Below are 22,524 nucleotides of genomic sequence, written 5' to 3'. Positions count from 1 at the left end.
TATGCTGCCATTAGAGGGAGTAAAAGTCGTCGATTTGACACGTGTATTGTCAGGACCATATTGTACGATGATCTTGGCAGACTTCGGAGCAGAAGTCATTAAAGTTGAGATGCCGGGAACCGGTGATGATTCCCGTGCATACGGCCCTTATGTGAACGGTGAAAGTGCTTATTACATGAGCATCAACCGCAACAAAAAGAGCATTACGGTCAATACCAAAGACCCTAACGGTGTGGAACTGGTAAAAGAATTGATCAAGAAGGCTGATGTCGTTGTGGAAAACTTTAAGCCGGGAACGATGGAAAAACTGGGAATGGGCTATGAAGATCTGAAGAAGATCAATCCGGAAATCATTTATACCTGTGTATCCGGATTCGGTCACAGCGGTCCGTTCTCCAAACGTCCTGCTTATGATGCGATCGTGCAGGCAATGGGCGGAATCATGAGCATTACCGGTCCGGGCGATGGACAGTACACCCGTGTCGGTGCGTCTGTGGGCGATATCACGGCCGGTTTGTTTGCGGCAGTCGGAACGATTACTGCGCTTTACCACAAAAATAAGACCGGTAAAGGACAGAAGGTCGATGTGGCAATGCTGGACTGCCAGGTGGCAATCTTGGAAAATGCGATTGCACGTTATTTGGTAAACGGCGTGATCCCGCAGCCAAAAGGCAATCGCCATGCTTCCATTACCCCATTTGAAGATTTCCTGTGCAAGGACAATATCAAAGTTATGGTTGCGATCGGAAACAATGGTCTGTGGAAGAAATTCTTGACTGTTGCAGGCCGTGAAGAACTGGTTGATGACGAACGCTTTAATACCAATCCGCTGCGTACACAGAATTATGAAGAATTGAAACCGATCATGGATGAAATCTTTATGACAAAGACCAGTGATGAATGGTATGAACAGCTGGTTGCCGCAAACGTGCCGGTTACTTATGTCAATACGGTTGATAAGGTAATCAGCAATGAGCAGGTCGTTGCGCGTGAAATGATCGTTGAGGCAAATCATCCGAAGGTAGGACCGTTCAAGATGGCAGATACGCCGATCAAGATGTCCGAAACAAAAGGCGGTTTCCGCACACCGGCGCCGGTTTTGGGTGAAAACACCGATGAGATCTTACGCGACTACTTGGGATACAGCGAAGAACAGATCGCTGAAGTAAAAGCAAAAAATATTTTATAAGGAATGTGATAAAAATGAGTAAACTAGATGAATTGAAAGCCAGAAAAGAAAAGATCCGTCTGGGCGGCGGAGAAAAGGCGATTGAAAAACAGCATCAGTCAGGCAAACTGACCGCAAGAGAAAGAATCAATCATTTATTGGACGAAGGCAGTTTTGTGGAAATCGACGCGTTCGTAGAACATCGCTGCACGCAGTTCGGCATGCTTGGAAAAGAAGCGCCGGGTGAAGGTGTCGTATGCGGCTATGGACAGATCGACGGACGTCCGGTTTATATTTTCGCACAGGACTTTACGGTGCTGGGCGGATCACTTGGTGAAAAACATGCCGACAAGATCTGCAAAGTACAGCGCATGGCATTAGAAAGCGGTGTTCCGCTCATCGGTATTCAGGATTCCGGTGGTGCACGTGTGCAGGAAGGCATTGATGCGTTAGCGGGTTTTGGCAATATTTTTAAGAATAATGTCAATGCTTCCGGTGTCATTCCGCAGATTTCGGTAATCTTAGGACCATGTGCCGGTGGGGCAACCTATTCTCCGGCGCTGACCGACTTCATCTTAATGGTGGAAAACATCGGCAAGATGTTCATTACCGGACCGGATGTCATTAAAACGGTAACCGGTGAAGAGATCGATCAGGAAACATTAGGCGGTGCGATGACCCATAATTCAGTGAGCGGCGTGGCACATTACATGGATGCGACAGAAGAGGAATGCTTTGCCCGCATCAGAGAACTGCTTTCCTACCTGCCATCTAACAATATGGAAAAAGCACCGGTCGTTGCCAGCGATGATGATATCAACCGTGTTGATGAAAAGCTGAACACGATCGTTCCTGACAATCCGAACAAGGCTTACGATATGATGGATATCATTGAATCATTGGCTGATGACGGTGTATTTATGGAATACCAGCCGTTATTTGCGAAAAACATCATCTGCGGCTTTATGCGTTTGAATGGCAAGAGCGTTGGTGTGATCGCAAACCAGCCGAAGATGAACGGCGGCTGCATGGATATCGACGCATCAGACAAGGGTGCACGCTTTATCCGCACCTGCGACGCTTTCAATATCCCGATGCTGACGCTGGAAGATGTACCGGGCTTCTTGCCGGGCTCTGAACAGGAATACGGCGGTATCATCCGTCATGGTGCAAAGATGCTGTATGCATACAGCGAAGCAACTGTACCGATGGTAACCGTTATTACCCGTAAAGGCTTTGGCGGTTCTTATATTGCAATGTGTTCAAAACATCTGGGCGCTGACTTCGTTTATGCTTGGCCGCATGCACAGTTAGCGGTTATGGGTGCAAGCGGTGCCGCGAATATCGTATTCCGCAAGGAAATCAAAGCGGCCGACGATCCTGCCGCAAAACGTGCGGAAAAGATCAAAGAATACGAAGATACGGTTGCCAATCCATATATCGGTGCGGCACGCGGTTATGTCGATGATGTCATTGAACCGGCATTAACGAGAAAATATGTGATTTCCGCATTTGAAATCTTGCAGAACAAACGTCAGACGCGTCCTGCGAAGAAACACGGAAACATCCCTCTATAATTAAGGAAAGGAGAAACTTATGAGCATAGAACTTATTGCATTGCTTTCCCTATTCGTAGCGATTGCAATCGGTTACTTCACCAATGTAAATACCGGTGTCTTAGGTATTGCGATGGCATTCTTGGTAGGTACGTTCTTAGCGGATATGACCGGTAAAGAAATCATCGCCGGATTCCCGACAAGCACCTTTGTTACCTTGATGTCCATGACGTTCCTGTTCTCTATCGCCAAAGTCAATGGTACGATGGAAACGATGGCGTATAAAGTAATTCAGCTGGCAAAAGGTAAAACAAAACTGATCCCGCATTTATTCTTTGTATTCGCGGCGATCCTATCGGCAGTCGGTGCAGGTCCGATCGTTACGCCGGCCTTGCTTTGTCCGATCGCTACCAGTGTCGGTAAAAAGGAAAACATCAAAGATATCATCATGCTGATGTGTGTCATCTGCGGTGGTCTGGTTGGTGGTTTGACACCATTTGGACCAAGCGGCATCGTTGCATCAACATTGTTTGAATCTTCCGGTATTGCACCATATACACCGGTTATGTTATCCGCAGTCGTGATCCATATCGTACAGTATGCTGTCGTATTTACGATCATTGGCGGCTGGAAGATCAAAAATCAGGGAGTGCGCGAAGGCGAAGAAGTGCCTTCCTTCAATAAAAATCAGTGGCTGACAGTTGCTGTGATCCTGTGCGTTGTATTGGCAGCGATGTTCTTAGGCTGGGATATTGCGCTTGTGGCACTGCTTGGTTCATCTGTATTGCTGATCCTGAAAGCCAGCGATCAGGCGAAATCCATTGCCGGTGTTCCTTGGGGCACATTGCTTTTGGTCGGCGGTGTTTCGGTGCTGATCAATGTCATTAACAGTGTCGGCGGCATTCAGTTATTATCCGATGCGCTGTCTTCGATCATGAGCGAAAACACAGCGTCTTCCATTATCTGTTGTATGGCCGGTCTGTTATCGGCAGTATCCAGCGCGTCCGGTGTCGTAATGCCGACATTGATCCCTACGGTTACAGAGATTTCAGCCGGTTTAGGCGGAGCTGTGGCACCGGCGGCATTAGGTGCGGCAGTCTGCTTGGGTGCGCATCTGGTAACTTGTTCACCGCTTTCTACAATCGGTGCGCTCGGTTACTCGGCAGCCAATGCTGAAACGGATAAAAATAAACTGTTCATGCAGCAGTTAGGTCTTGCAGTTCTTTCCGTACTGATCGGTGCGGCAATGGGTCTGCTTGGTGTATTTAATTGGTTTTTGTAAGATATAAGTGAGGTAAAACAGTATGTATGGAAATGAAATCACACTGCTTGATTCTGGTGTAATCACCGTATTCAGTATGGCGTTGGTATTCGTTGCCTTGATTGTAATTTCCTACTTCATTGATTTTGTGGCATTCCTCATCAATCGGGGAACGAAAAAAGAAGAGCCGAAAGCAGCGGCTGCACCGATCGTGGAAGAAGTCATCGAGGAGGAAGATGACAGTGAACTGGTTGCGGTCATTGCGGCGGCCGTTGCGGCGACAAGCGGAAAATCAATGAATGCATTTGTGGTGCGCAGTATCGTGCCAAGTGCGGAGAATGAATCAGAATGGGCGAAAGCCGGACGTATGAATTTAATGAGATAGGAGTATAAAAAATGAAAAAATATAACATTACAGTAAATGGCGTTTCTTATGATGTAGAAGTTGAAGAATTGGGTGTCAGCGAAGTAGCGAGCGCAGCTCCACAGGCAGCGCCGAAAGCGGCACCGAAACCAGCTGCGAAAAAAGCGGCACCGAAACCAAAACCGGCAGGCGGAGCAGGAGCAGTAAACGCACCGATGCCGGGAACGATCTTGGATGTGCAGGTAAAAGCCGGACAGAGCGTAAAAGCCGGTGATATCCTGTGTATCCTGGAAGCCATGAAAATGGAAAATGAAATCGTTGCACCGGCTGATGGTACGGTAGCAAGCGTAAGTGTAGCAAAAGGAGATACTGTTGCTTCAGGAGATGTACTGGTAACACTTGAATAATTTGAAAGAGAGGTAAAACAAAATGCTTGAATTACTGCAGAGTTTTTGGGAAAGCACAGGGTTCTACCACATCTTCGACTTATTTGAGTTAGAGTTATTTGGAATGAATCTGATGCTGCCGGGCTATTTGATCATGATCTGCATTGCATGTCTGTTCTTATACCTGGCCATCTGGAGAGGCTATGAACCATATTTGCTGATCCCGATTGCATTTGGTATGCTGTTAGTGAATCTGCCTCTGGCCGGTTTGATGGATGATGGAGGATTGCTGAGATTACTCTATGCGGGTACTGATCTAGGTATTTATCCGCCGCTCATCTTCTTGTGTATCGGAGCCTCGACAGATTTTGGACCGTTAATTGCCAATCCGCGTTCTTTGCTGCTTGGTGCGGCGGCGCAGTTTGGAATCTTCTTCACCTTTGTCGGTGCGATCCTGCTTGGCTTTACCGGACCGGAAGCGGCTTCTATCGGTATCATCGGTGGTGCTGATGGACCGACCGCATTGTTCTTAACGAGCCGTCTGGCATCTGATCTGCTGGGACCGATCGCGATTGCGGCATACTCTTATATGGCGCTGGTACCGATTATCCAGCCGCCGATCATGAAGCTGCTGACGACGGAAAAAGAACGCAAGATCAAAATGGAACAGCTGCGTCCGGTCAGCAAGACCGAAAAGGTCATCTTCCCGATCGCCGTATCGCTGTTGGTGATCTTGCTGTTACCATCTGCTGGATCCCTGATCGGTATGCTGATGCTGGGCAACTTGATCAAAGAATCCGGCGTTGTGCCAAATCTGGTTAAGACCTTGTCAGATACGTTAATGTATATCATTTCCATCTTGTTAGGTATGACCGTAGGTGCAAAAGCAGACGCGGTGCACTTCCTGAATACGCAGACGATCTCGATCATTATCTTGGGCCTGATCGCGTTCTCGGTTGGCACTGCCGGCGGTGTATTATTAGGAAAAGTAATGTGCAAACTAACAAAAGGAAAGATCAATCCTTTGATCGGCGCTGCCGGTGTATCGGCGGTACCGATGGCGGCGCGTGTCGTACAGAAAGAAGGGCAGAAATACAATCCTGCCAACTTCTTGCTCATGCACGCAATGGGGCCTAACGTAGCAGGTGTAATCGGATCTGCGGTTGCGGCCGGCGCCTTGCTCATGTTCTTTGCATAATGTGTAAAAAATAAAAATCAAACAGGAGGGCTGATATGGAACAACTTTCAAGAAGACAATATGCCATACTGATGCAGTTGATTGAGTATGACGGATTCTTAAATTCCAGTCAGCTCTCACTTGTTATTGGGGCAGCGGGCAAAACGATCCGACGCGACATTGAACAGATGAGCGCGCATTTGAAAGAGGTATATGGAATCGACATCGAATCAAAAAGCGGACTGGGGTTTTATCTGCATCGCGAGGATAAAGAAAAATTCCAGAAGTTCATGGAGATCTACAACAACGCTTATAAAGAGATCTATCCCTATGTCAATAACGAAGCCCGTCTGCATTATCTGATCCAGCGCTTGATTGCCGCTAACGGCTATGTCAAGATCGCTTCGTTGTCAGAGGAAATTTACTGCAGCCGCTCGCTGATCACCAGGACCCTGCATGTCGTACGTGAGGTTTTGGAAGAGTATGGTCTGCTTTTAGAACAGAAAGCGAATTATGGCTTGATCGTAAACGGCAAAGAAAGCAATAAACGCATTTGTATGATGAATGAACACGGTTCCTTTTTACATATGCAGGGAAGCGTTTATGAAGAAAAAAACTACAAGCAGTTATTTGAACTGCCAACGCATCAGACAAAGGTCATTCGTGCTGTCATCTTAGACTTCTTGAAACAGGATGCCAATTACTGTATATCATCGGAAGCGATCGATAAGATCGTATTGGCGATCATTCTGTTGAAAAACCGCAACTCATCAGGACAAGAGGTTTCTTATACAGATGAGGAAATCATCAACTGTCATTTTACATTTTCTTATGAAATGAGCAAGAAGATCTTAGCCAAGCTCAAAGAAGAAATCGATTTGGTCTATACCGAGGATGATATTGCATTCCTAGGGATCACCATGCTTGGCTATCGTACCATTCTTCGCTATGAAGAAGTACATGTGAAACGACAGTTTCATGAATGTTTGGCATTAGCCGAGGATGCGATCCACTATTTATCAAATCGATGCGGGCTTGCGACCTTTGAAACCGATCGCATCTTCAAAGAGCGTTTGACGCTGCATTTGATCGGCCTGCGTCTGCGTGCCCAGAACAATTTGATCATTGACTATGTACCGGGCTATCTGACGATCAAAAATTCTTCATTGGCGATCGAGTTATCCGTATTGCTGTGCAAACGGCTTTCGGATACCATCGGCTATAAGATCCATCGAAATGAAGTGCCTTATATGGCGTTTCTATTGCTTCCGGTCATCATGCGCATGGAAAAAGATGTTTTGAAGGACAACCGTGTTGCCGTGATTTCCTACTTTGGCAGAGATGTGGCGATGAGCATCGTCGAAGCGACGGTACAGCGTTTTAATCGCTTTATCAGAGATATCAAAGTATATGAGCAATATCAGAAAAATGATATTCAGTTCGGACAGTATGATTTCATCATTACCGACTTGCCGGCAGAAGAGTTTGAATCGACCAATACGCCGGTGGTGCACTTTGATTTCAAAATATCAAAGCATGATGAGATCGCCAGTGCGCTGTGCTACTATCGCATCGAAGAAAAACTGGCAAAGCTCAAAAAGATTTTCCGCAAAGAGAACTTTTACACCTTGAAAGGAGTAAACTCCGATGTAGAAGCGTTAAATCGCATTGCCGATCGTTTACAGGAGGATCTGGGCATTAAAGGTGATATTCATTCCGATCTGCGGATCAGAAACACCTTAAACCCGGTAGAGAACGGCAATACGATCGCTTACTTAAAGACGCTGGAAAACTATACGAGCGAAACATATTGCTCTGTGTTTAAGCTGGAGCATCCGGTCATATTCTTTCGTGAAGCGATACAATGCGTGATCGTATTGATCTTGGGAAATGATCATAAAGAAGATTTACTGCTGTTTGGCGGTGAGTTTGAACATTGGATCAACAATGGTAGAGCGATGATGGAGCTGCTGCATAATCTGACTTATGAAAATTTTATCAGTTGTTTAGAAAACTATATACGAAATTTCCCTGAATTTTGATGAACGTCCTTCTTAAATAACCGAAATAACTGATTATTGGTATTTCATCGCTTTTCGTTTAGAAGGAACATAGCAGCATGTTCCTTTTTTTCATAGCAATTTTCCTTACCGATGAACTGGAACTCATAAAGAATACTTTTGTATTTCATAGGTGAGTTTGTTATAATGAAATCGTATTTATACAGTGGGAAAAAGATGGGTGTGCTGTATAAATCAATAAGGAGTGAGGATAATGTTACATGTGTTGGATCATCCTTTGATTACGCATAAATTAACACAGATGCGTAAAAAAGAAACGAAAACAAAGGATTTTCGACAGAATCTTGATGAAATCGGCGGTTTAATGGCTTATGAGATTACCCGTGATCTGCCGACAAAAGAAGTGCGGATCGAAACGCCGGTCTGCGGCTGTGTGACGAAAGAGCTGGAAAAGGATATCGTGCTGGTGCCGATCCTGCGGGCGGGACTTGGCATGGTGAATGGAATCTGTAATCTGATTCCGACGGTGAAGGTTGCACATATCGGTATGTATCGTGATGAAGAAACGCTGCAGCCGCATCCTTATTTTGAAAAGTATCCGAAAGATATGGATCGCTCGATCGTGATGGTGGTGGATCCGATGCTGGCAACCGGGGGCAGCGCGGCGGCGGCCATTGACATGGTGAAAAAACAGGGTGCGCGTGATATTCGTCTGATTTGTTTGGTAGGTGCACCGGAAGGGGTCAAGGTCATTGAGGAACTGCATCCCGATGTCGATATCTATCTGGCAGCCTTAGACGATCACTTAAATGAAAAGGGCTATATCGTACCCGGTCTCGGTGATGCCGGCGATCGCATCTTCGGCACGAAATAAGATGAAAGGCTATCAGCAGGCACTGCGCTTTGCCTTTCGCATGGCGATCTCTTGTGTGCTTGCGCTTGGTATCGGTATTTATGCTGATGATCATTTGCATACATCGCCATTGTTTTTGATCGGCTTGCTTGTATATGCGATGATCGGCAATCTTTATCTGCTGGTAAAGGAGTGCGGGAAAGATGAATGAAAAACGAATGTACCGCGGGATCCGGCAATTGACTTGGCTTTTGATGGCGATTGCCATGGCAGCCATGGCGCTGCTTACACAGGAATATAAATACGTTCCCGCCGGTGTGGCGATCGGTGCATTAAGCGGGGTGCTTGGCTTTCAGAAGATCATTGCGATGAGCGAGCGGATCGATGGCAGCGTAACCGATCTGAAGCTGCCGGCATTCTCGGAATATGCGAAGCGCTATGTGCTGTATTTATTGGTGTTTGGTATTAGCGCCTATGCAGGCGTTGATATATTGGCGATGCTGGTGGGTTTTTCCTGCCACAAAGTCGCAATACTTTTATATGTGTGGATGCACAGAAAGGAGGCTGAATAATGGACTTTGTGATCACAGTTGGCTCATTTGTCCTTGAGATTCCCCAATCAGTTGTTAATTGGCTGGGCCTATGTGTCATTCTGTGTGTGCTGCTTGTGATATGGGGCAAAAAGTTTGAAAAAGCAGATCCGACGCAGGCGCCGAAAGGCATCGTATTGATGGTGGAAATGCTGTATAACACGTGCATGAGCATCATCGGCGATAACCTGAAAGAAAAAACACATCGTTATTTGCCGTTTTTAGGAACGCTGACGATGATGATGGCGATGAGCAATCTGCTGGGACTGTTGGGCTTACAGCCGCCGACATCAAATCTGAGCGTGAATGTAACACTGGCGCTTATGATGTTTCTGCTGATTCAGTATAACGGAATCAGAAAAGGCGGGCTGCTTGCGCGAATGAAAGAACTGACAGAACCGATGTTCTTTTTAACTCCGTTAAATATCATCGGCGAACTGGCTCTGCCGATCTCACTGTCGCTGCGTTTGTTTGGCAATATTTTGGCAGGCTCGATCATCATGGCGCTTGTTTACTACATGATGACATCGTTTATGCCGTTCGGTGCGCTGGGTTATCTGTTTACCCCGCTGCTGCACGCATATTTTGATATTTTCTCAGGTCTGATTCAGACTTATATCTTCTTTACGCTGGCAAGCTTCTTCTTGAGCGAGCAGGTGTGTGAAGGTGAATAGTAAAAACAGAACTACATAAAAAGACGATTAGTTGAAGGAGGAAAATTTTTATGTTTAATGCAGAGTTCGTAAGTGGTATGGCATTGTTAGGTGCGGGCATCGCAATGATTGCCGGTTTAGGGCCTGGTATCGGACAGGGTATCGCAGCCAGTAAAGGTGCGGAAGCGGTAGGACGCAATCCGGAAGCAGCCGGCAAGATTCGTTCGATCATGGTGCTCGGTATCGCGTTGGCGGAAACGACCGGTATCTATTCCTTGATCATCGCATTGATCCTGATCTTCTTAAAGGCATAATCACGCATTTTAGAAGAGAAGGAGGACAGATAAGACATGAATGGTTTTGTATTTGATATCAATAGTTATTTACGATTGGTTCCAACCGATATGCTTCTGATCTGTATTTCCACATTGCTCATTGTACTTATCGCAAAGCATTTCTTCTGGGATAAGGTAACGGTTTATCTCAATGCCCGCTCGGAAGTGATCCAGGGTGATTTAGATGCGGCGAAAGCGGCGAAAGCAGAAGGCGCACAATATAAGCAGCAGTATGAAGAACAGCTTGCAAGTGTGAAAGCGGAAGCGCATGCGCTCATGGAAACGGCGAAAAAGAACGCGAATGAAGAAAAGCGGGAAATTTTGGCAGATGCACGGCGCAGCGCTGATCTGATGAAAGAAAAAGCGGCTGCCGATATTGAACGGGAAAAAGTGCTTGCCCGCAAGCAGATCAAAGACGAGATCACGGAAGTTGCTTTTCTTGCGGCCGGTAAGATCGTTGAAAAAGAACTGGATGAAGCGACCCATAAACAATATGTAAAAGACTTCATCGAGCAGGCAGGTGAAGATACATGGCAGGCATAGCCGCGAACGCTTATGCGCAGGCGCTGTTTGCATTAGGCAAAGAGGAACAGCGTTTAGATGTTTATAAAGAACAGCTGACGGCGATTGCGGCATCGCTTAGGGAACATGGTGATTTCGTAAAGATCTTGAATCATCCAAGGGTTGCCAAGGCTGAAAAAAAGGAACTGCTTGTGCAAGTGTACGGTGCCGATACAGATCACAGCCTCATGAATTTTATGAAGCTGTTGATCGATAAAGGACGTTTTGTGAGTTTTTTTCAGATCGTAAAAGCTTTTGTGAAGGCATACAACGAAGAATACCGGATCGCGGTGGCGCTTGTAAGAAGCGCACAGGAACTGGATGAAAAACAGTGTGCCGCGCTCAAGGCGTTGTTGGAACAAAAGTTATCCAAGACAGTGGAACTGCAGGTGCTGGTCGATCCATCGTTATTGGCAGGCATCAGAGTGAAAGTAGATGATTTGGTGATTGACAACTCGGCCGCGATGCGGTTAAACAAAATGAAAGAGTCTGTGCAGTCAGCAAATGAGCGATAAGTGAGGTGAGCGCATATGAATCTACGGCCAGAAGAAATCAGTAAACTGATCAAAGAGCAGATCAAGCGCTATGATGAAGACTTAGATGTGGGCGAAAGCGGAACGGTCATTACGATCGGTGATGGGATCGCTTTGATCTATGGACTTCAAAATGCGATGGCAGGCGAGCTGCTGTTATTTCCGGGCGATGTATATGGAATGGTGCTGAACCTGGAGGAAGAACATGTCGGAGCCGTGCTGATGGGCGATGATTCCGGCATCAAAGAAGGAGATGAAGTCAAGCGTACCGGGCGTATCGTTGAGGTGCCGGTCGGTGATTGCATGCTGGGACGTGTGGTAAACGCGTTGGGACAGGCGATCGATGGCGGTGAAGCGATCAAGAGCGACCGCTATCGTGAAGTAGAACGTGTTGCACCGGGCGTTATGACGAGAAAAAGTGTATTTCAGCCGATCCAGACCGGACTCAAGATCATTGATTCGATGATCCCGATCGGGAAAGGACAGCGTGAATTGATCATCGGCGATCGTCAGACCGGTAAAACGGCGATTGCGATCGATACGATCATCAATCAAAAAGGAAAAAATGTAAAATGTATTTATGTGGCAATCGGTCAGAAAGCCAGCACGGTTGCACAGATCGTGGAAAAACTGCGCAGTTATGGTGCCATGGAATATACGACGATCGTATCTTCCACAGCGAGTGAACCGGCGCCGCTGCAGTATATTGCGCCTTATGCGGGCTGTGCGATCGGTGAAGAGTGGATGGAAAAGGGCGAAGACGTGCTGATCGTTTATGACGATCTCAGCAAACATGCGGTCGCATACCGTACGATGTCGCTGCTTCTGAAACGCCCGCCGGGACGTGAAGCATATCCGGGCGATGTCTTCTATCTGCACAGCCGTTTATTGGAGCGTGCGGCGAAATTAAATGATGAACTGGGCGGAGGCAGCTTGACGGCTTTGCCGATCATTGAAACACAGGCAGGCGATATTTCCGCCTATATTCCGACCAATGTCATTTCCATTACCGATGGACAGATTTTCTTGCAGAGCGAATTGTTTAATGCCGGTATTCGTCCGGCGGTAGACAGCGGTCTTTCGGTATCTCGTGTCGGCAGTGCGGCGCAGATCAAGGCGATGAAGCAGGTATCCGGCTCTTTGAAACTGGAGCTGGCACAGTATGCGGAAATGCAGGCGTTTGCGAAATTCGGAAGCGACTTAGATGCGGCTACGGCAGGCGTATTGGCACATGGTGAACGCCTGACCCAGCTGCTGATCCAAAATCAGTATGAACCGATGCCGGTATCACATCAGGTCGTATCGCTGTATGCGGCGAAAAATAAATTCTTAAAGCCGGTTGCGGCAAAACAGGTAGGAAACTACGAAAAAGAAATGTTGAAATATATGGAACGCGAACATGCGGATATTTTCAGTGAAATCGATGCGAAACAGAAATTGGATGATGAGTTAGAGGCGAAGATCAAAACGGCTTTGGAAGCATTTGCGAAACAGTATGAAGTACTGGAAGGATAGTGTATGGCAGCCGGTAAGTTAGCAATCAAAGCGCGTATCCGCTCGGTTGATTCCACAAAGAAAATTACCAAAGCCATGCAGCTGGTCGCCACAAGCAAGCTGAAGAAGCAAAAGGCATACATGGAAGAAAACCGTGAATATGCCAAATATCTGCGTGAAAGCATACAGGATATTCTTCGCTCTTTGGATACGAGCGATCATCCTTATCTGCGTAAACATGAAAACGGCAAGAAGCTGTTGATCGTATTTACCAGCGACATGGGACTTTGCGGCGGTTATAACGCCAATATCTATCGTCTGCTGGAACAGGAGAAAGACAGCGAGATCTTTATGATCGGTTCACGCGGCAGCAGCTGGATCGCCAATAAAGATTATGATCTTGCGGGAAATATGACCAATTTAGAAGATGAGTGTTACAGTGAATTATGCACGATTGCCGATGAAGCGCTGGAGCGTTATGAAAACGGCGAATTATCGGAAATCAGGATCCTTTTTACTTCTTTTGTGAACTCCGTTACATTCACCCCGGAATTTGTTACACTGCTGCCGGTTGAAAAGGAAGCGGGCGAGCAGGAAAAGAAAGACACGCAGGACACGATTTTTGAACCTGCGGGGGATCAGATCTTGAATACGCTGGTGCCGATGTATGTCAGATCGCTTTTATACAGTTATTATTTACAGACGAAAACAAGCGAGCAGGCATCACGGCGCATGGCGATGGAAAATGCGACAGATAACGCAGAAGAATTGAAAGAAACACTGGAATTACAGTTCAATCAGGCAAGACAGGCCGCTATTACCCAGGAAATAACGGAAATTATCGGCGGCGCAAATGCCATTGAATGAAAGGAGTGAACAAATTGAGCAATACAGGAAAAATCGTACAGGTCATCGGACCGGTTGTCGATATTCGATTTGAAAATGAATTGCCTGCACTGCTTTCCGCTATTGAGATTCCTTTGAAAGATAAGGATTCTTTGATCGTTGAAGCGGCGCAGCATGTCGGCGATGATCTTGTCAGATGTATCGCAATGGGTTCGACCGATGGCTTGGTGCGCGGATTAGAAGCCATTGATACCGGGAAAGCGATCAGTGTTCCGGTCGGCGATAAAGTGCTGGGCAGAATGTTTAATGTATTGGGTCGGGAAATTGATGGCTTAGGTGAAGTAACAGACGCGCCGAGAATGCCGATTCATCGTGCTGCACCGACTTTTGACGAACAGCAGACAAGCGCGGAAATGCTGGAAACAGGCATCAAGGTCATCGACCTGCTTTGTCCTTATGCAAAGGGCGGTAAGATCGGTCTGTTCGGTGGTGCCGGTGTCGGCAAGACCGTATTGATCCAAGAGCTGATCCATAATATCGCCAAAGAGCATGGCGGTAAATCAGTCGTTACCGGTGTCGGTGAAAGAACGCGTGAAGGAAACGATATGTATCATGAAATGAAAGACAGCGGCGTCTTAGACAAGACGGTCTTGGTATATGGACAGATGAATGAATCTCCGGGTGCCAGAATGCGCGTTGCGTTATCAGGCTTGACGATGGCAGAATATTTCCGTGATGTCGAACATCAGGATGTGCTGCTGTTTATTGACAATATCTTCCGTTTTACCCAGGCCGGATCAGAAGTAAGCGCCTTACTTGGCCGTATGCCAAGCGCCGTAGGCTATCAGCCGACATTGGCGACGGAAATGGGACAGTTACAGGAACGCATTACTTCTACCAAGGATGGCTCTATCACTTCGGTACAGGCGGTTTATGTACCTGCCGATGACTTGACAGACCCGGCGCCGGCAACTGCCTTTACGCATTTGGATGCCAAAACGGTATTGGATCGCGGTATCGCCGCATTGGGCATTTATCCGGCAGTGGATCCGCTGGAATCCAGCTCCCGTATCTTAGATCCGCTGGTAGTGGGAGAAGAACACTATCGCGCAGCCCGTGGTGTGCAGCAGCTGTTGCAGCGGTATAAAGAATTACAGGATATCATCGCCATCTTAGGTATGGACGAATTGAGCGAAGAAGACAAGAAAGTGGTAAACCGTGCAAGACGTGTGCGTAACTTCTTGTCGCAGCCGTTTAATGTGGCAGAGGCGTTTACCGGCATGAACGGACGCTATGTGCCGTTAGCGGATACCATTCGCAGTTTCAATGAAATTTTAGACGGCAAATATGATGATCTGCCGGAGCAGGCGTTCATGTTCGCCGGTACGATCGAAGAAGTTGTGGAAAAAGCGAAAGCGCTAGGTGAATAATATGCTTGCGGTAAAGATCATTACACCGACCGGACTTTATCTGGAAGGGGAATGTGAAGCGATCCACGCTACGACAGTGGAGGGTGAAATGACACTGTTGCCAAGCCATATGCCGGTCGTTGCCATGCTTGCGACAAGCAAACTGTCATTAAAGCGTGACGGCGATTACAAGCATTATGCGGTAGCGGGCGGTATGCTGCATCTGCATCGCGATCAAGTGAACATCTTGACCGATGCGATCGAAGGTGAGAAAGAAATCGATCTGAAACGCGCCGAAGCAGCGAAGGAAAGAGCATTGAAACGCTTGGAGAAAAAAGATTCCGCAACCAATATCAGGCGAGCGGAGGTTGCGCTGGAAAAAGCGATCAACCGTATCCGTGTTGCCAATCACTAATGAAAAAAGCATTCTGCCCTATCAATGTGTGCAGAGTGCTTTTGCTTATGGAGGCGCGATTCTTCGGCAATATCTATGATGTGAAAGGTTTTATCCATGTAAGGACATGGCTAGAGATGAACGAAAAGATCAGTTTGTCAAAGAGATCCGATAGAATGTATGATTATTGTATGTATGAATGATCATATGCGCATGATCGTGCAAAATATGGTAGCGTGTATCTTGTGGGAAATCTGTCTGTATCGGTGTCAAACGATCATCTTTCAAGAAATAATAACGGAAAATGTCATTGTCATCATTTTTGACAGCGAGCAGGCCGTTATCGAAAGCGACCAGATCACCGTTGCAGCAGCCATCCAGTTCAGGGAAATATAACTTTTCCATATCAGATAGCCGATAGGTAACATTTTTCATTAGATTATCAGTAGTTATAAAATAATCATCGGTTGCCTCATACATGCCGTTTGGCGAAAAGTCCAAAGGTAACGTATTCATCTTTATTTTTCCATAGTTGAGCGCAATCGTATCATCATGTTTGATCAGATAGAATAACTGATCATGATTGACTGCCATTGTTCCAAGATTAGACCAGAAGCGATCTCCCTGATTCGGTGTAATTGAATTGTTGTTTACCTGATAAGCGCCATATTCCACCAATTCGAGTTTGTGATTGCGGAAGCGATACAGATGATAGCATTCTAAAAAGGTTGTATAGTCTTCGTTGTAATCTGTCATCGTAAATAGATTCAAATGACAGCCGTTTTGATTCATGTAGATCATTGGGGTGCCGATATAGTTCCATGTAAGGCCGCTTCGTAAAGTATTGTCTTTTCCCTTTTCAACGAAATGAATTTCGACAGTGTAAGGAGTGAGGTAGTCGATCTCACCGGACTTTACCGCTGTATAAAGGATCGTGCCATCTTCCAACTCTACCAGATCTTGCACACGCAAATGGTCTTTGAGGGTGAGTACTTCTGCATATTCTTGTGTATCAAAGTCATATTTCCAGACTAACTTGGTCTGACCGATCATGGAAGCATCATCATGCCATTTACTGAAATACAATGTATTGTTGAAAAAGCCATGGACTACCAGCTCGTTGCGGTCTTCGCTAAATGCCAGTTCATCAAACACTTGTTCAAGCGCTTCTTCTTTCTGGAAAGTAATTTCATAAGAAAGCGGTTTTGGTTTACAGGCACAAAGGGTGAGCAGCAGGATGAAAAGAAGCAAGATTTGTTTTTTACCAGACATAAAATCCTCCATAGAAAGAAGTCATATTTCGCATGATGCTTATATAAGCACCAGCTTTCATGATCACTATATTAGGTATTGATCATATTGATAAGGATAAGGCGATCAGTATCAAGGATCCTTCTTTGAAATGATCTTATCATGAAACAACAGGATTTGGGAATGTATTGAGAAAACTGGTTTTCTGCTAATAAAAAGTAGAAAAATTCCATATTTATGGTACAATAAAACCAAATGCGGAGGTGTTTTGCGTGACAAACAAACGAATCGAAGATACAAATGAAGATATTGACTTGATGAAGATGGTCGAAGAATACGAAAAAGAAGAAGCAGCCGAACAGATGGCGCAGCAGCCATCTAAAAAAGCTGCGACCCCGGCAAATGATTCAGACAGCGCATTTGATAAACGCACAGAAGCAGGAGATGATCTGACACGGGTCATGACGACAAAGGATTTGTCTATGCAGGATAAGACCCTTACGATCTTGACAAGTGCGAAACAGGCGCAGGAAGAGCGGACAACTCGTACTGATGAGGAAGAAGAATTGGTGCTGAAATCGACAAAGTCATCGAAAAATAAAGGCGGACAGCCGAAGAAACCGACTGATCCCGATAAAAACGATAAACAGAATAAGATCATTACCGGCATCATTATTGCGGTCGTGGCAATTCTTTTGATCGTTGCGGTCGTCGTTGCGATGAACTTCATGGGCGGATCAGATGATTCTAAGAAAAAAGAGGATCAGACTGAGGAAGTCGATGAAAAGGATAAGGAAAAAGACGATGAAAAAGATAATGAAAAAGACGATGAGAAAGAAGACGAAAAAGATGATGAGAAGGATAATGAAAAAGATTGCAGTGCAGAGGACGCGAAGTTGGATGAGTTGATCGAGGGAGAAAGAAAAACGATCGCCACTTTGCAGGGTGAGTTAAAAACCCTTTATACAAAGCAGGGAGAACAGCAGGCCATGGTAGCTAGTATTCAAAAAAAATATGATGCCTGCATCGAAAGCATTACCAAGATCGAGACTTCCTTGAAGGAAGATGAGCTATCAGAAGAAGAAATCACCGATCTGAATAACCAACTGACAGCGTTGAATACAGAATACGGCAATATCGGCAAACAGTTGAATACTGCCAAAGAGGAATTAGCGGCAACGACAAGCGAGATCACGAAGAAAGAAAACGGGATCAATGAGTCAAATAAAAAAATATACGAATATGAATCACAGAAAGGCACTTGCAACGCCAATTAAACCAAATGAACGGTTCTCTGCTCACAAGCGGAGGACTGTTTGTTTTTATGAGAAAAAATTGCGCTTCCTTTTTATAGGGAATTTCATTATAATGGAAAGTAATGAAATAGAAAGGGGTTTTTATGTTACAAGAATTGAGTAATGTAAAAAAAGAACTGCAAGGGCTGTCAGGTGAAGACAAGGTCATCGTTTGGACGTTGATTTCGATGTTTCTGCCTTTTTTTGTAACGGTTCCGGCAGTCATATTCGCATTTTTCTATATGATTAAAGAAGGCCGATTACAGACGGTCATGAAAAAGACGCCGTTTGGATATACGATCGCTTTCTTTCTTGTGCTTACCTTAGTCGTATCGCTTTGTTATCGCAACTGGTGGGGTGTTGGATTAGGGATATTACTGGGTATGGTAATCATGGTATTGATGTATTATCGTACGCTGGTAAATCATGCGATGTTCGATCTGATCGTGCGAATCGCTGTATTTTTGATGTGCCTTTGCGCGGTGTATGCGTTGTTTGAATATGCGTATCGTATCATCGTGATGTTAGATTGGGACATTATGGCACTGCCGATTCCCAGCAAACGGCAATACCGTATTCGCGTCGGATTCTTCAATGCGAATTATTATGCGATGATGATAGAATTTACGATCCTGCTGTGCTTTTATAAAATACAGGGGAAAGGATCAAAAGCAAGTAAATTGTATTATCTGTGCGCGATGCTGTTGCAGGCGTTCATCTTGTATTTGACAGGAAGCAGGACCGGCATGGTTGCGGCAGTCGGGGGCATCGGGATTATGATCCTGTTTTTGATGAATAAATATGTGATTGCCGCATTTACGAGCGGATGCGGGGCGCTGATCGTATTTTTTGCGACAAAGCCGCAGTTATTTCCGCGCGTTACATTCTTAGAACGTAATTTTCAGGCACGCTTTGCGATCTGGGAAGGGGCATGGCGATGTTTTCAGGCGCATCCGCTGTTTGGACAAGGTTCCTTTACTTACTATTTTAATTATCTGCAATCGATCGATACACCGCATGAAATGTATAAGACTCAGCATGCGCATAATCTTTTATTAGATCCGCTTGCCAGTTTCGGTATCATCGGCTCTTTCTTAGTGCTTCTGTATCTGGCAGGTTTTTTGAAACAGGCATGGCTGCTATTCAGAGCTAAGACAGACAAAGGCTTGGTTGCGTTAGTTGCCGCGACATTGGCGGTAACGCTGCTGCATGGCGTGTTTGACTACACGATTTTCTGGGTACAGACGGCAATGTTCTTCTTCTTTCTCTTAGGGGCAATGGCGATGTATTTTCCCCAGACGCAGATTCGCATGCAAATGAACTGAATGAAAGAAAACGATGCATTGGCAGCTGCTTATCGTGCGATGCTGGCTCTAGCCCTGTGATGGCGACAAAATGATAATGAAAATCATGCGGATAGAGATGTTTTGATATTGTTTGATTATCAAATATTGCATGTATTTTTTTGTTAAAAGTTTGTTTCATTTATAGAAAAATCAATATAAAACAGGTATAATAGAAAAACGGAGGAAAGATATGGCAACAAATTTGATTGTACTCATTGTTTATATCGTCTGTTTTGCCGTCAGCTTTTTTGCTCTGACTGCCGTGCGCTTTGATCGCTTTTGTCATTTACAGCAGCCTTGGAAGATCCATTTGTTTATCTTTTTACTGGCGATGGCAATCGGCTGGCTGAGTGCGCAGTTTATCTTGGCCTTGAGTATTTATAACGGCATCATGCTATAAACAAAAGAAATGGAAATAGGAGTGTTATTATGTATAAAGTCATGTTGATTCAGGAAAATTTAGATTCCTGCAAAGAGTTAAAACAGCTGATCGACTGGAAGGAGCTAAACTGTGAAGTGGTATCGACCGTAACCAATATGGCGGATGCGGTGGTGAACTATCGCAAGCTGATGCCGGAGATCGTCATTACCGATATTATGACCAATGATGTCGATCTGACATCTATGATCTTGGATCTGCGCCAGCATCATCGTGCAACCCAGATTATCGTGATCAGCGATCAGGATGACTATCATTATGTGCGCAATGCTTTGAAAGCAGGGGTATTTGATTATCTGCTGCGGAAAGAGCTGAACAGAGAATTATTGAGAAGCACACTGAAAGATGCCATTCATTATTTTACGAGCTATCGCACGCAGAATATCCGTGCCGAAGGGGACAGCATCGAACGGCTGCGTCAGTATATGATCTTATACCGCAACCAGCATGAAGTGAATGAAGAAGAAGTGCGGGAAGTGCTGCGCGGCAGTGTGTTTGATGAATATCGGCGCGATGGCTATCAGCTCGCTTATTTTCGCATTGATAATATTCGTCTGCTTTATGAATCTCGCATCACTTCTCATAAACAGTTACAGGAGCGCTTGCGTTCCGTGATCGTAGATGCGCTGCCTGCCGATCAGCAGTATTTACTGCTGTTTATTTCCAATCATTCCGGGGTATTGGTATTTAAGGGCATGCAGCACCTGCGTGTGATGAATAACTGCAATCTGATGATTCGCGAAGTACAGGAACAGATGAATATCGAAATGTCGGTTACCGTAGGCAAAGCGAGCCATGATCTGAATATGCTGTTTCAGGCTTATCAGTATTTGTTAGAACGTCATGAAGCGAGATTTTATCTGGGTGAAAAGGTCATCGTTGAAGATGAAGAGATCCCTTCTTTTCAGGATCTGGATCCAATGGCGACAAACTATCATTTAGATTTCATGAGAGCGATGCGCACGCGTGATTATGAACGGGCTGAGGTGATCATCATGGAGATCTTAGACTACATGAAAAAAGAGTTCATCTATCCAAAGCAAGTCAAAAACTACTTTGTCTTTTTATTCAGCAATGTGGAGGGCGATGAAATGCAGAAAGGCCTGCAGAATGTCTTTCATTTAGAAGCATGGCTGGATCTGATCTCCAATGCCGAAACGGCCCAGATGCTGCAGAAGGTCGTCAATAATACGATCGCTTACATTCGCTCGTGGATCAAAGACACCAATAATAACCGATATCGTGATGATATTACGCATATCATTGAATATATTGATGAAAATTATACGGTAAAGCTCAGTTTGAAAACGATTGCCGAGGCTTTTTCGATCAATGAGAGCTATTTGAGCCGTATGTTCAAGAATGAAACCGGGAAAAACCTGATTTATTTCATCAATGAAAAGAAGATGCGCAAAGCGATGGAACTGTTAGAGGATCCGAATATGACGATCAAGAAAGTAGCGAATATGGTAGGTATCAACGATCAGTTCTATTTCAATAAAGTATTTAAGAAATTCTATCATGTATCTCCGAGTGAATACCGCAAGCATCAAAAGCAGGAAATCTGATAGAAGAAAACAAAGATCACAACATACAATCAAGACCGCCTTCATAAAATGAGATGAGGGTGGTTTTTTATGAGGAAAGTATACATAGTGGCAGGTGTGTTTGTCATCGTGTTTCTTTTGTTGCTGAAAGAAAGCTTCAAACAGGAAACATGGATCAAAGAAACAACACATGAAAGCAGTGGGAAACAGGAGAAAGAGGAAGCGATCACGGTAACGCTGCATCGTGATGATGCAGTGGAGATCAAGCCATTGGAGGAGTATGTGATGGGAGTGGTTGCTGCGGAGATGCCAGTCTCTTTTGAAATGGAGGCGCTGAAAGCACAAAGTGTAGCGGCGCGGACTTATGTTTATCAGCGCACGCTGGAAGTAGATGATACGACCGCTTCTCAAGTTTATAAGGATGAAGCACAGCTGCGCGAGCAGTGGGGAAGTGCGTATGAGGAAAACTGGGCAAAGATCAAAACGGCGGTAGAAGCGACAAAAGGAGAAGTGCTGACTTATGATGGCGCTTATATCACGGCGGCGTTTTATTCTTCCAGCTGCGGCAATACCAATAATGCTGCTGAATACTGGCAAAAGGATGTGCCTTATCTAAGGTCGGTTCCTTCGCCTTGGGAAGCAGAACTGCAAGACAATTATGAAAGTGAAAAGGCAGTCAGCGCTGCCGCTTTGGCGGAAACAATGGGCACTGCGCTTTCTTCCCTTCCTGCCATTACTTATTATGACAGCGGTTATGTGGAAAAGCTGTGTGTAGGTGAGATCTGTAAAAGCGGCAGAGAGATACGTGAGGCATTTTCCCTTCGCAGCAGCAGCTTTCGCATCGTGGAAAGTGAAGAAGGCTTTGTTTTTATCACCAAAGGCAGCGGCCATGGAATCGGCATGAGCCAGTATGGGGCGCTGGGAATGGCGTTAGAGGGGCAGAATTACCGTGAGATCTTACAATACTATTATCAGGGTGCAGAAATCAGCAAAGCAAATGTATAAGGGGGAAAGGCGCGGGCATACTGAAATCAGAGGTGAAAAG

General features: G+C 45.4%; 24 protein-coding genes. 23 read left to right on the top strand and 1 reads right to left on the bottom strand.

What is annotated here, in order from left to right; all coding sequences use genetic code 11:
- The first annotated feature begins 1 nt into the window (after position 1).
- The 18 genes from C1712_RS07805 (at position 2) to atpC (ending at position 15,622) form a co-directional block, all read left to right on the top strand.
- Positions 2-1,189, top strand: a complete 1,188-nt coding sequence (locus tag C1712_RS07805; protein WP_102268240.1) for a CaiB/BaiF CoA transferase family protein — start codon at positions 2-4, stop codon at positions 1,187-1,189.
- A 14-nt stretch (positions 1,190-1,203) separates the two neighbouring features.
- The gene (locus tag C1712_RS07800) at positions 1,204-2,745 is read left to right on the top strand and encodes an acyl-CoA carboxylase subunit beta (RefSeq protein WP_102268237.1); all 1,542 of its coding nucleotides are present in this window, start codon (positions 1,204-1,206) and stop codon (positions 2,743-2,745) included.
- Positions 2,746-2,764: 19 nt separating this feature from the next.
- Positions 2,765-4,006 carry an SLC13 family permease gene (locus C1712_RS07795; RefSeq protein WP_102268235.1) on the top strand — a complete coding sequence of 414 codons (1,242 nt, stop codon included), beginning with the start codon at positions 2,765-2,767 and terminating at the stop codon, positions 4,004-4,006.
- Positions 4,007-4,028: 22 nt separating this feature from the next.
- Entirely contained in the window at positions 4,029-4,370 is a 342-nt protein-coding gene (locus tag C1712_RS07790; protein ID WP_102268233.1) for an OadG family protein, read from the top strand.
- Between the two features lie 11 nt (positions 4,371-4,381).
- Positions 4,382-4,756 (top strand): biotin/lipoyl-containing protein, encoded by a 375-nt coding sequence (locus tag C1712_RS13115; protein ID WP_102268231.1) that lies wholly within the window; start codon positions 4,382-4,384, stop codon positions 4,754-4,756.
- A 22-nt stretch (positions 4,757-4,778) separates the two neighbouring features.
- Positions 4,779-5,933, top strand: coding sequence for a sodium ion-translocating decarboxylase subunit beta (locus C1712_RS07780; RefSeq protein ID WP_102268229.1), 1,155 nt, complete (start codon positions 4,779-4,781; stop codon positions 5,931-5,933).
- A 35-nt stretch (positions 5,934-5,968) separates the two neighbouring features.
- Positions 5,969-7,954, top strand: coding sequence for a BglG family transcription antiterminator (locus C1712_RS07775; protein ID WP_102268227.1), 1,986 nt, complete (start codon positions 5,969-5,971; stop codon positions 7,952-7,954).
- Between the two features lie 232 nt (positions 7,955-8,186).
- A complete protein-coding gene (gene upp, locus C1712_RS07770) occupies positions 8,187-8,807 on the top strand; it encodes a uracil phosphoribosyltransferase (protein ID WP_102268225.1) in 621 nt (206 codons plus the stop codon).
- Position 8,808: 1 nt separating this feature from the next.
- Complete coding sequence (locus tag C1712_RS07765) at positions 8,809-8,997, top strand: AtpZ/AtpI family protein (protein WP_102268223.1); 189 nt, start codon at positions 8,809-8,811, stop codon at positions 8,995-8,997.
- Positions 8,990-9,358, top strand: coding sequence for a hypothetical protein (locus tag C1712_RS07760; RefSeq protein ID WP_102268221.1), 369 nt, complete (start codon positions 8,990-8,992; stop codon positions 9,356-9,358). Before C1712_RS07765 ends, C1712_RS07760 begins: the two co-directional genes overlap by 8 nt.
- Positions 9,358-10,050, top strand: a complete 693-nt coding sequence (gene atpB, locus C1712_RS07755) for a F0F1 ATP synthase subunit A (RefSeq protein ID WP_102268220.1) — start codon at positions 9,358-9,360, stop codon at positions 10,048-10,050. The genes C1712_RS07760 and atpB overlap by 1 nt, the downstream gene beginning before the upstream one ends.
- 50 nt (positions 10,051-10,100) lie before the next feature.
- On the top strand, positions 10,101-10,343 hold the full coding sequence (atpE, locus tag C1712_RS07750; RefSeq protein WP_102268218.1) for an ATP synthase F0 subunit C: 243 nt from the start codon (positions 10,101-10,103) through the stop codon (positions 10,341-10,343).
- Between the two features lie 36 nt (positions 10,344-10,379).
- Entirely contained in the window at positions 10,380-10,907 is a 528-nt protein-coding gene (atpF, locus tag C1712_RS07745; protein WP_102268217.1) for a F0F1 ATP synthase subunit B, read from the top strand.
- Positions 10,895-11,440, top strand: a complete 546-nt coding sequence (gene atpH / locus C1712_RS07740; RefSeq protein ID WP_102268215.1) for an ATP synthase F1 subunit delta — start codon at positions 10,895-10,897, stop codon at positions 11,438-11,440. Before atpF ends, atpH begins: the two co-directional genes overlap by 13 nt.
- A gap of 15 nt (positions 11,441-11,455) precedes the next feature.
- Positions 11,456-12,973 carry a F0F1 ATP synthase subunit alpha gene (gene atpA / locus C1712_RS07735; RefSeq protein ID WP_102268213.1) on the top strand — a complete coding sequence of 506 codons (1,518 nt, stop codon included), beginning with the start codon at positions 11,456-11,458 and terminating at the stop codon, positions 12,971-12,973.
- A gap of 3 nt (positions 12,974-12,976) precedes the next feature.
- Complete coding sequence (gene atpG, locus C1712_RS07730; protein ID WP_102268211.1) at positions 12,977-13,819, top strand: ATP synthase F1 subunit gamma; 843 nt, start codon at positions 12,977-12,979, stop codon at positions 13,817-13,819.
- The gene (gene atpD, locus C1712_RS07725) at positions 13,816-15,228 is read left to right on the top strand and encodes a F0F1 ATP synthase subunit beta (RefSeq protein WP_102268209.1); all 1,413 of its coding nucleotides are present in this window, start codon (positions 13,816-13,818) and stop codon (positions 15,226-15,228) included. Before atpG ends, atpD begins: the two co-directional genes overlap by 4 nt.
- Before the next feature lies 1 nt (position 15,229).
- Positions 15,230-15,622, top strand: a complete 393-nt coding sequence (atpC, locus tag C1712_RS07720; RefSeq protein WP_102268207.1) for an ATP synthase F1 subunit epsilon — start codon at positions 15,230-15,232, stop codon at positions 15,620-15,622.
- 129 nt (positions 15,623-15,751) lie between these two features.
- Here atpC and C1712_RS07715 read toward each other — a convergent pair whose 3' ends face one another.
- Positions 15,752-16,873 (bottom strand): hypothetical protein, encoded by a 1,122-nt coding sequence (locus tag C1712_RS07715; RefSeq protein WP_102268205.1) that lies wholly within the window; start codon positions 16,871-16,873, stop codon positions 15,752-15,754.
- Between the two features lie 251 nt (positions 16,874-17,124).
- Between C1712_RS07715 and C1712_RS12695 the strand changes: the two genes are divergently transcribed.
- The 5 genes from C1712_RS12695 to spoIID all read left to right on the top strand — a co-directional run bounded on the left by C1712_RS12695 (position 17,125) and on the right by spoIID (position 22,484).
- Positions 17,125-18,129, top strand: a complete 1,005-nt coding sequence (locus C1712_RS12695; RefSeq protein WP_180963096.1) for a hypothetical protein — start codon at positions 17,125-17,127, stop codon at positions 18,127-18,129.
- Between the two features lie 122 nt (positions 18,130-18,251).
- A complete protein-coding gene (locus C1712_RS07705) occupies positions 18,252-19,472 on the top strand; it encodes an O-antigen ligase family protein (RefSeq protein WP_102268203.1) in 1,221 nt (406 codons plus the stop codon).
- A gap of 211 nt (positions 19,473-19,683) precedes the next feature.
- Positions 19,684-19,893, top strand: a complete 210-nt coding sequence (locus C1712_RS07700; RefSeq protein WP_102268202.1) for a DUF1146 family protein — start codon at positions 19,684-19,686, stop codon at positions 19,891-19,893.
- A 29-nt stretch (positions 19,894-19,922) separates the two neighbouring features.
- Positions 19,923-21,500, top strand: coding sequence for a response regulator transcription factor (locus C1712_RS07695; protein ID WP_102268200.1), 1,578 nt, complete (start codon positions 19,923-19,925; stop codon positions 21,498-21,500).
- 69 nt (positions 21,501-21,569) lie between these two features.
- Positions 21,570-22,484 (top strand): stage II sporulation protein D, encoded by a 915-nt coding sequence (gene spoIID / locus C1712_RS07690; protein ID WP_102268198.1) that lies wholly within the window; start codon positions 21,570-21,572, stop codon positions 22,482-22,484.
- Positions 22,485-22,524: the final 40 nt, after the last annotated feature.

The organism is Massilicoli timonensis, assembly GCF_900199515.1.
Taxonomy (GTDB): domain Bacteria; phylum Bacillota_I; class Bacilli_A; order Erysipelotrichales; family Erysipelotrichaceae; genus Massilicoli; species Massilicoli timonensis.
The sequence above is the reverse complement of the archived record's forward strand: the minus strand, read 5'-3'. Positions and strand labels throughout refer to the sequence as shown.

Coding starts and splice junctions, on each gene's coding strand:
- atpD (WP_102268209.1), top strand. CDS start 13,816: ATGAAAGGAGTGAACAAATTGAGCAATACAGGAAAAATCGTACAGGTC.
- atpG (WP_102268211.1), top strand. CDS start 12,977: ATGGCAGCCGGTAAGTTAGCAATCAAAGCGCGTATCCGCTCGGTTGAT.
- C1712_RS07760 (WP_102268221.1), top strand. CDS start 8,990: ATGAATGAAAAACGAATGTACCGCGGGATCCGGCAATTGACTTGGCTT.
- C1712_RS07765 (WP_102268223.1), top strand. CDS start 8,809: ATGAAAGGCTATCAGCAGGCACTGCGCTTTGCCTTTCGCATGGCGATC.
- C1712_RS07795 (WP_102268235.1), top strand. CDS start 2,765: ATGAGCATAGAACTTATTGCATTGCTTTCCCTATTCGTAGCGATTGCA.
- atpA (WP_102268213.1), top strand. CDS start 11,456: ATGAATCTACGGCCAGAAGAAATCAGTAAACTGATCAAAGAGCAGATC.
- spoIID (WP_102268198.1), top strand. CDS start 21,570: ATGAGGAAAGTATACATAGTGGCAGGTGTGTTTGTCATCGTGTTTCTT.
- C1712_RS07705 (WP_102268203.1), top strand. CDS start 18,252: ATGTTACAAGAATTGAGTAATGTAAAAAAAGAACTGCAAGGGCTGTCA.
- atpB (WP_102268220.1), top strand. CDS start 9,358: ATGGACTTTGTGATCACAGTTGGCTCATTTGTCCTTGAGATTCCCCAA.
- C1712_RS07800 (WP_102268237.1), top strand. CDS start 1,204: ATGAGTAAACTAGATGAATTGAAAGCCAGAAAAGAAAAGATCCGTCTG.
- C1712_RS13115 (WP_102268231.1), top strand. CDS start 4,382: ATGAAAAAATATAACATTACAGTAAATGGCGTTTCTTATGATGTAGAA.
- C1712_RS07775 (WP_102268227.1), top strand. CDS start 5,969: ATGGAACAACTTTCAAGAAGACAATATGCCATACTGATGCAGTTGATT.
- upp (WP_102268225.1), top strand. CDS start 8,187: ATGTTACATGTGTTGGATCATCCTTTGATTACGCATAAATTAACACAG.
- atpH (WP_102268215.1), top strand. CDS start 10,895: ATGGCAGGCATAGCCGCGAACGCTTATGCGCAGGCGCTGTTTGCATTA.
- atpC (WP_102268207.1), top strand. CDS start 15,230: ATGCTTGCGGTAAAGATCATTACACCGACCGGACTTTATCTGGAAGGG.
- C1712_RS07695 (WP_102268200.1), top strand. CDS start 19,923: ATGTATAAAGTCATGTTGATTCAGGAAAATTTAGATTCCTGCAAAGAG.
- atpE (WP_102268218.1), top strand. CDS start 10,101: ATGTTTAATGCAGAGTTCGTAAGTGGTATGGCATTGTTAGGTGCGGGC.
- C1712_RS07805 (WP_102268240.1), top strand. CDS start 2: ATGCTGCCATTAGAGGGAGTAAAAGTCGTCGATTTGACACGTGTATTG.
- C1712_RS07715 (WP_102268205.1), bottom strand. CDS start 16,873: ATGTCTGGTAAAAAACAAATCTTGCTTCTTTTCATCCTGCTGCTCACC.
- C1712_RS07780 (WP_102268229.1), top strand. CDS start 4,779: ATGCTTGAATTACTGCAGAGTTTTTGGGAAAGCACAGGGTTCTACCAC.
- C1712_RS07790 (WP_102268233.1), top strand. CDS start 4,029: ATGTATGGAAATGAAATCACACTGCTTGATTCTGGTGTAATCACCGTA.
- C1712_RS07700 (WP_102268202.1), top strand. CDS start 19,684: ATGGCAACAAATTTGATTGTACTCATTGTTTATATCGTCTGTTTTGCC.
- atpF (WP_102268217.1), top strand. CDS start 10,380: ATGAATGGTTTTGTATTTGATATCAATAGTTATTTACGATTGGTTCCA.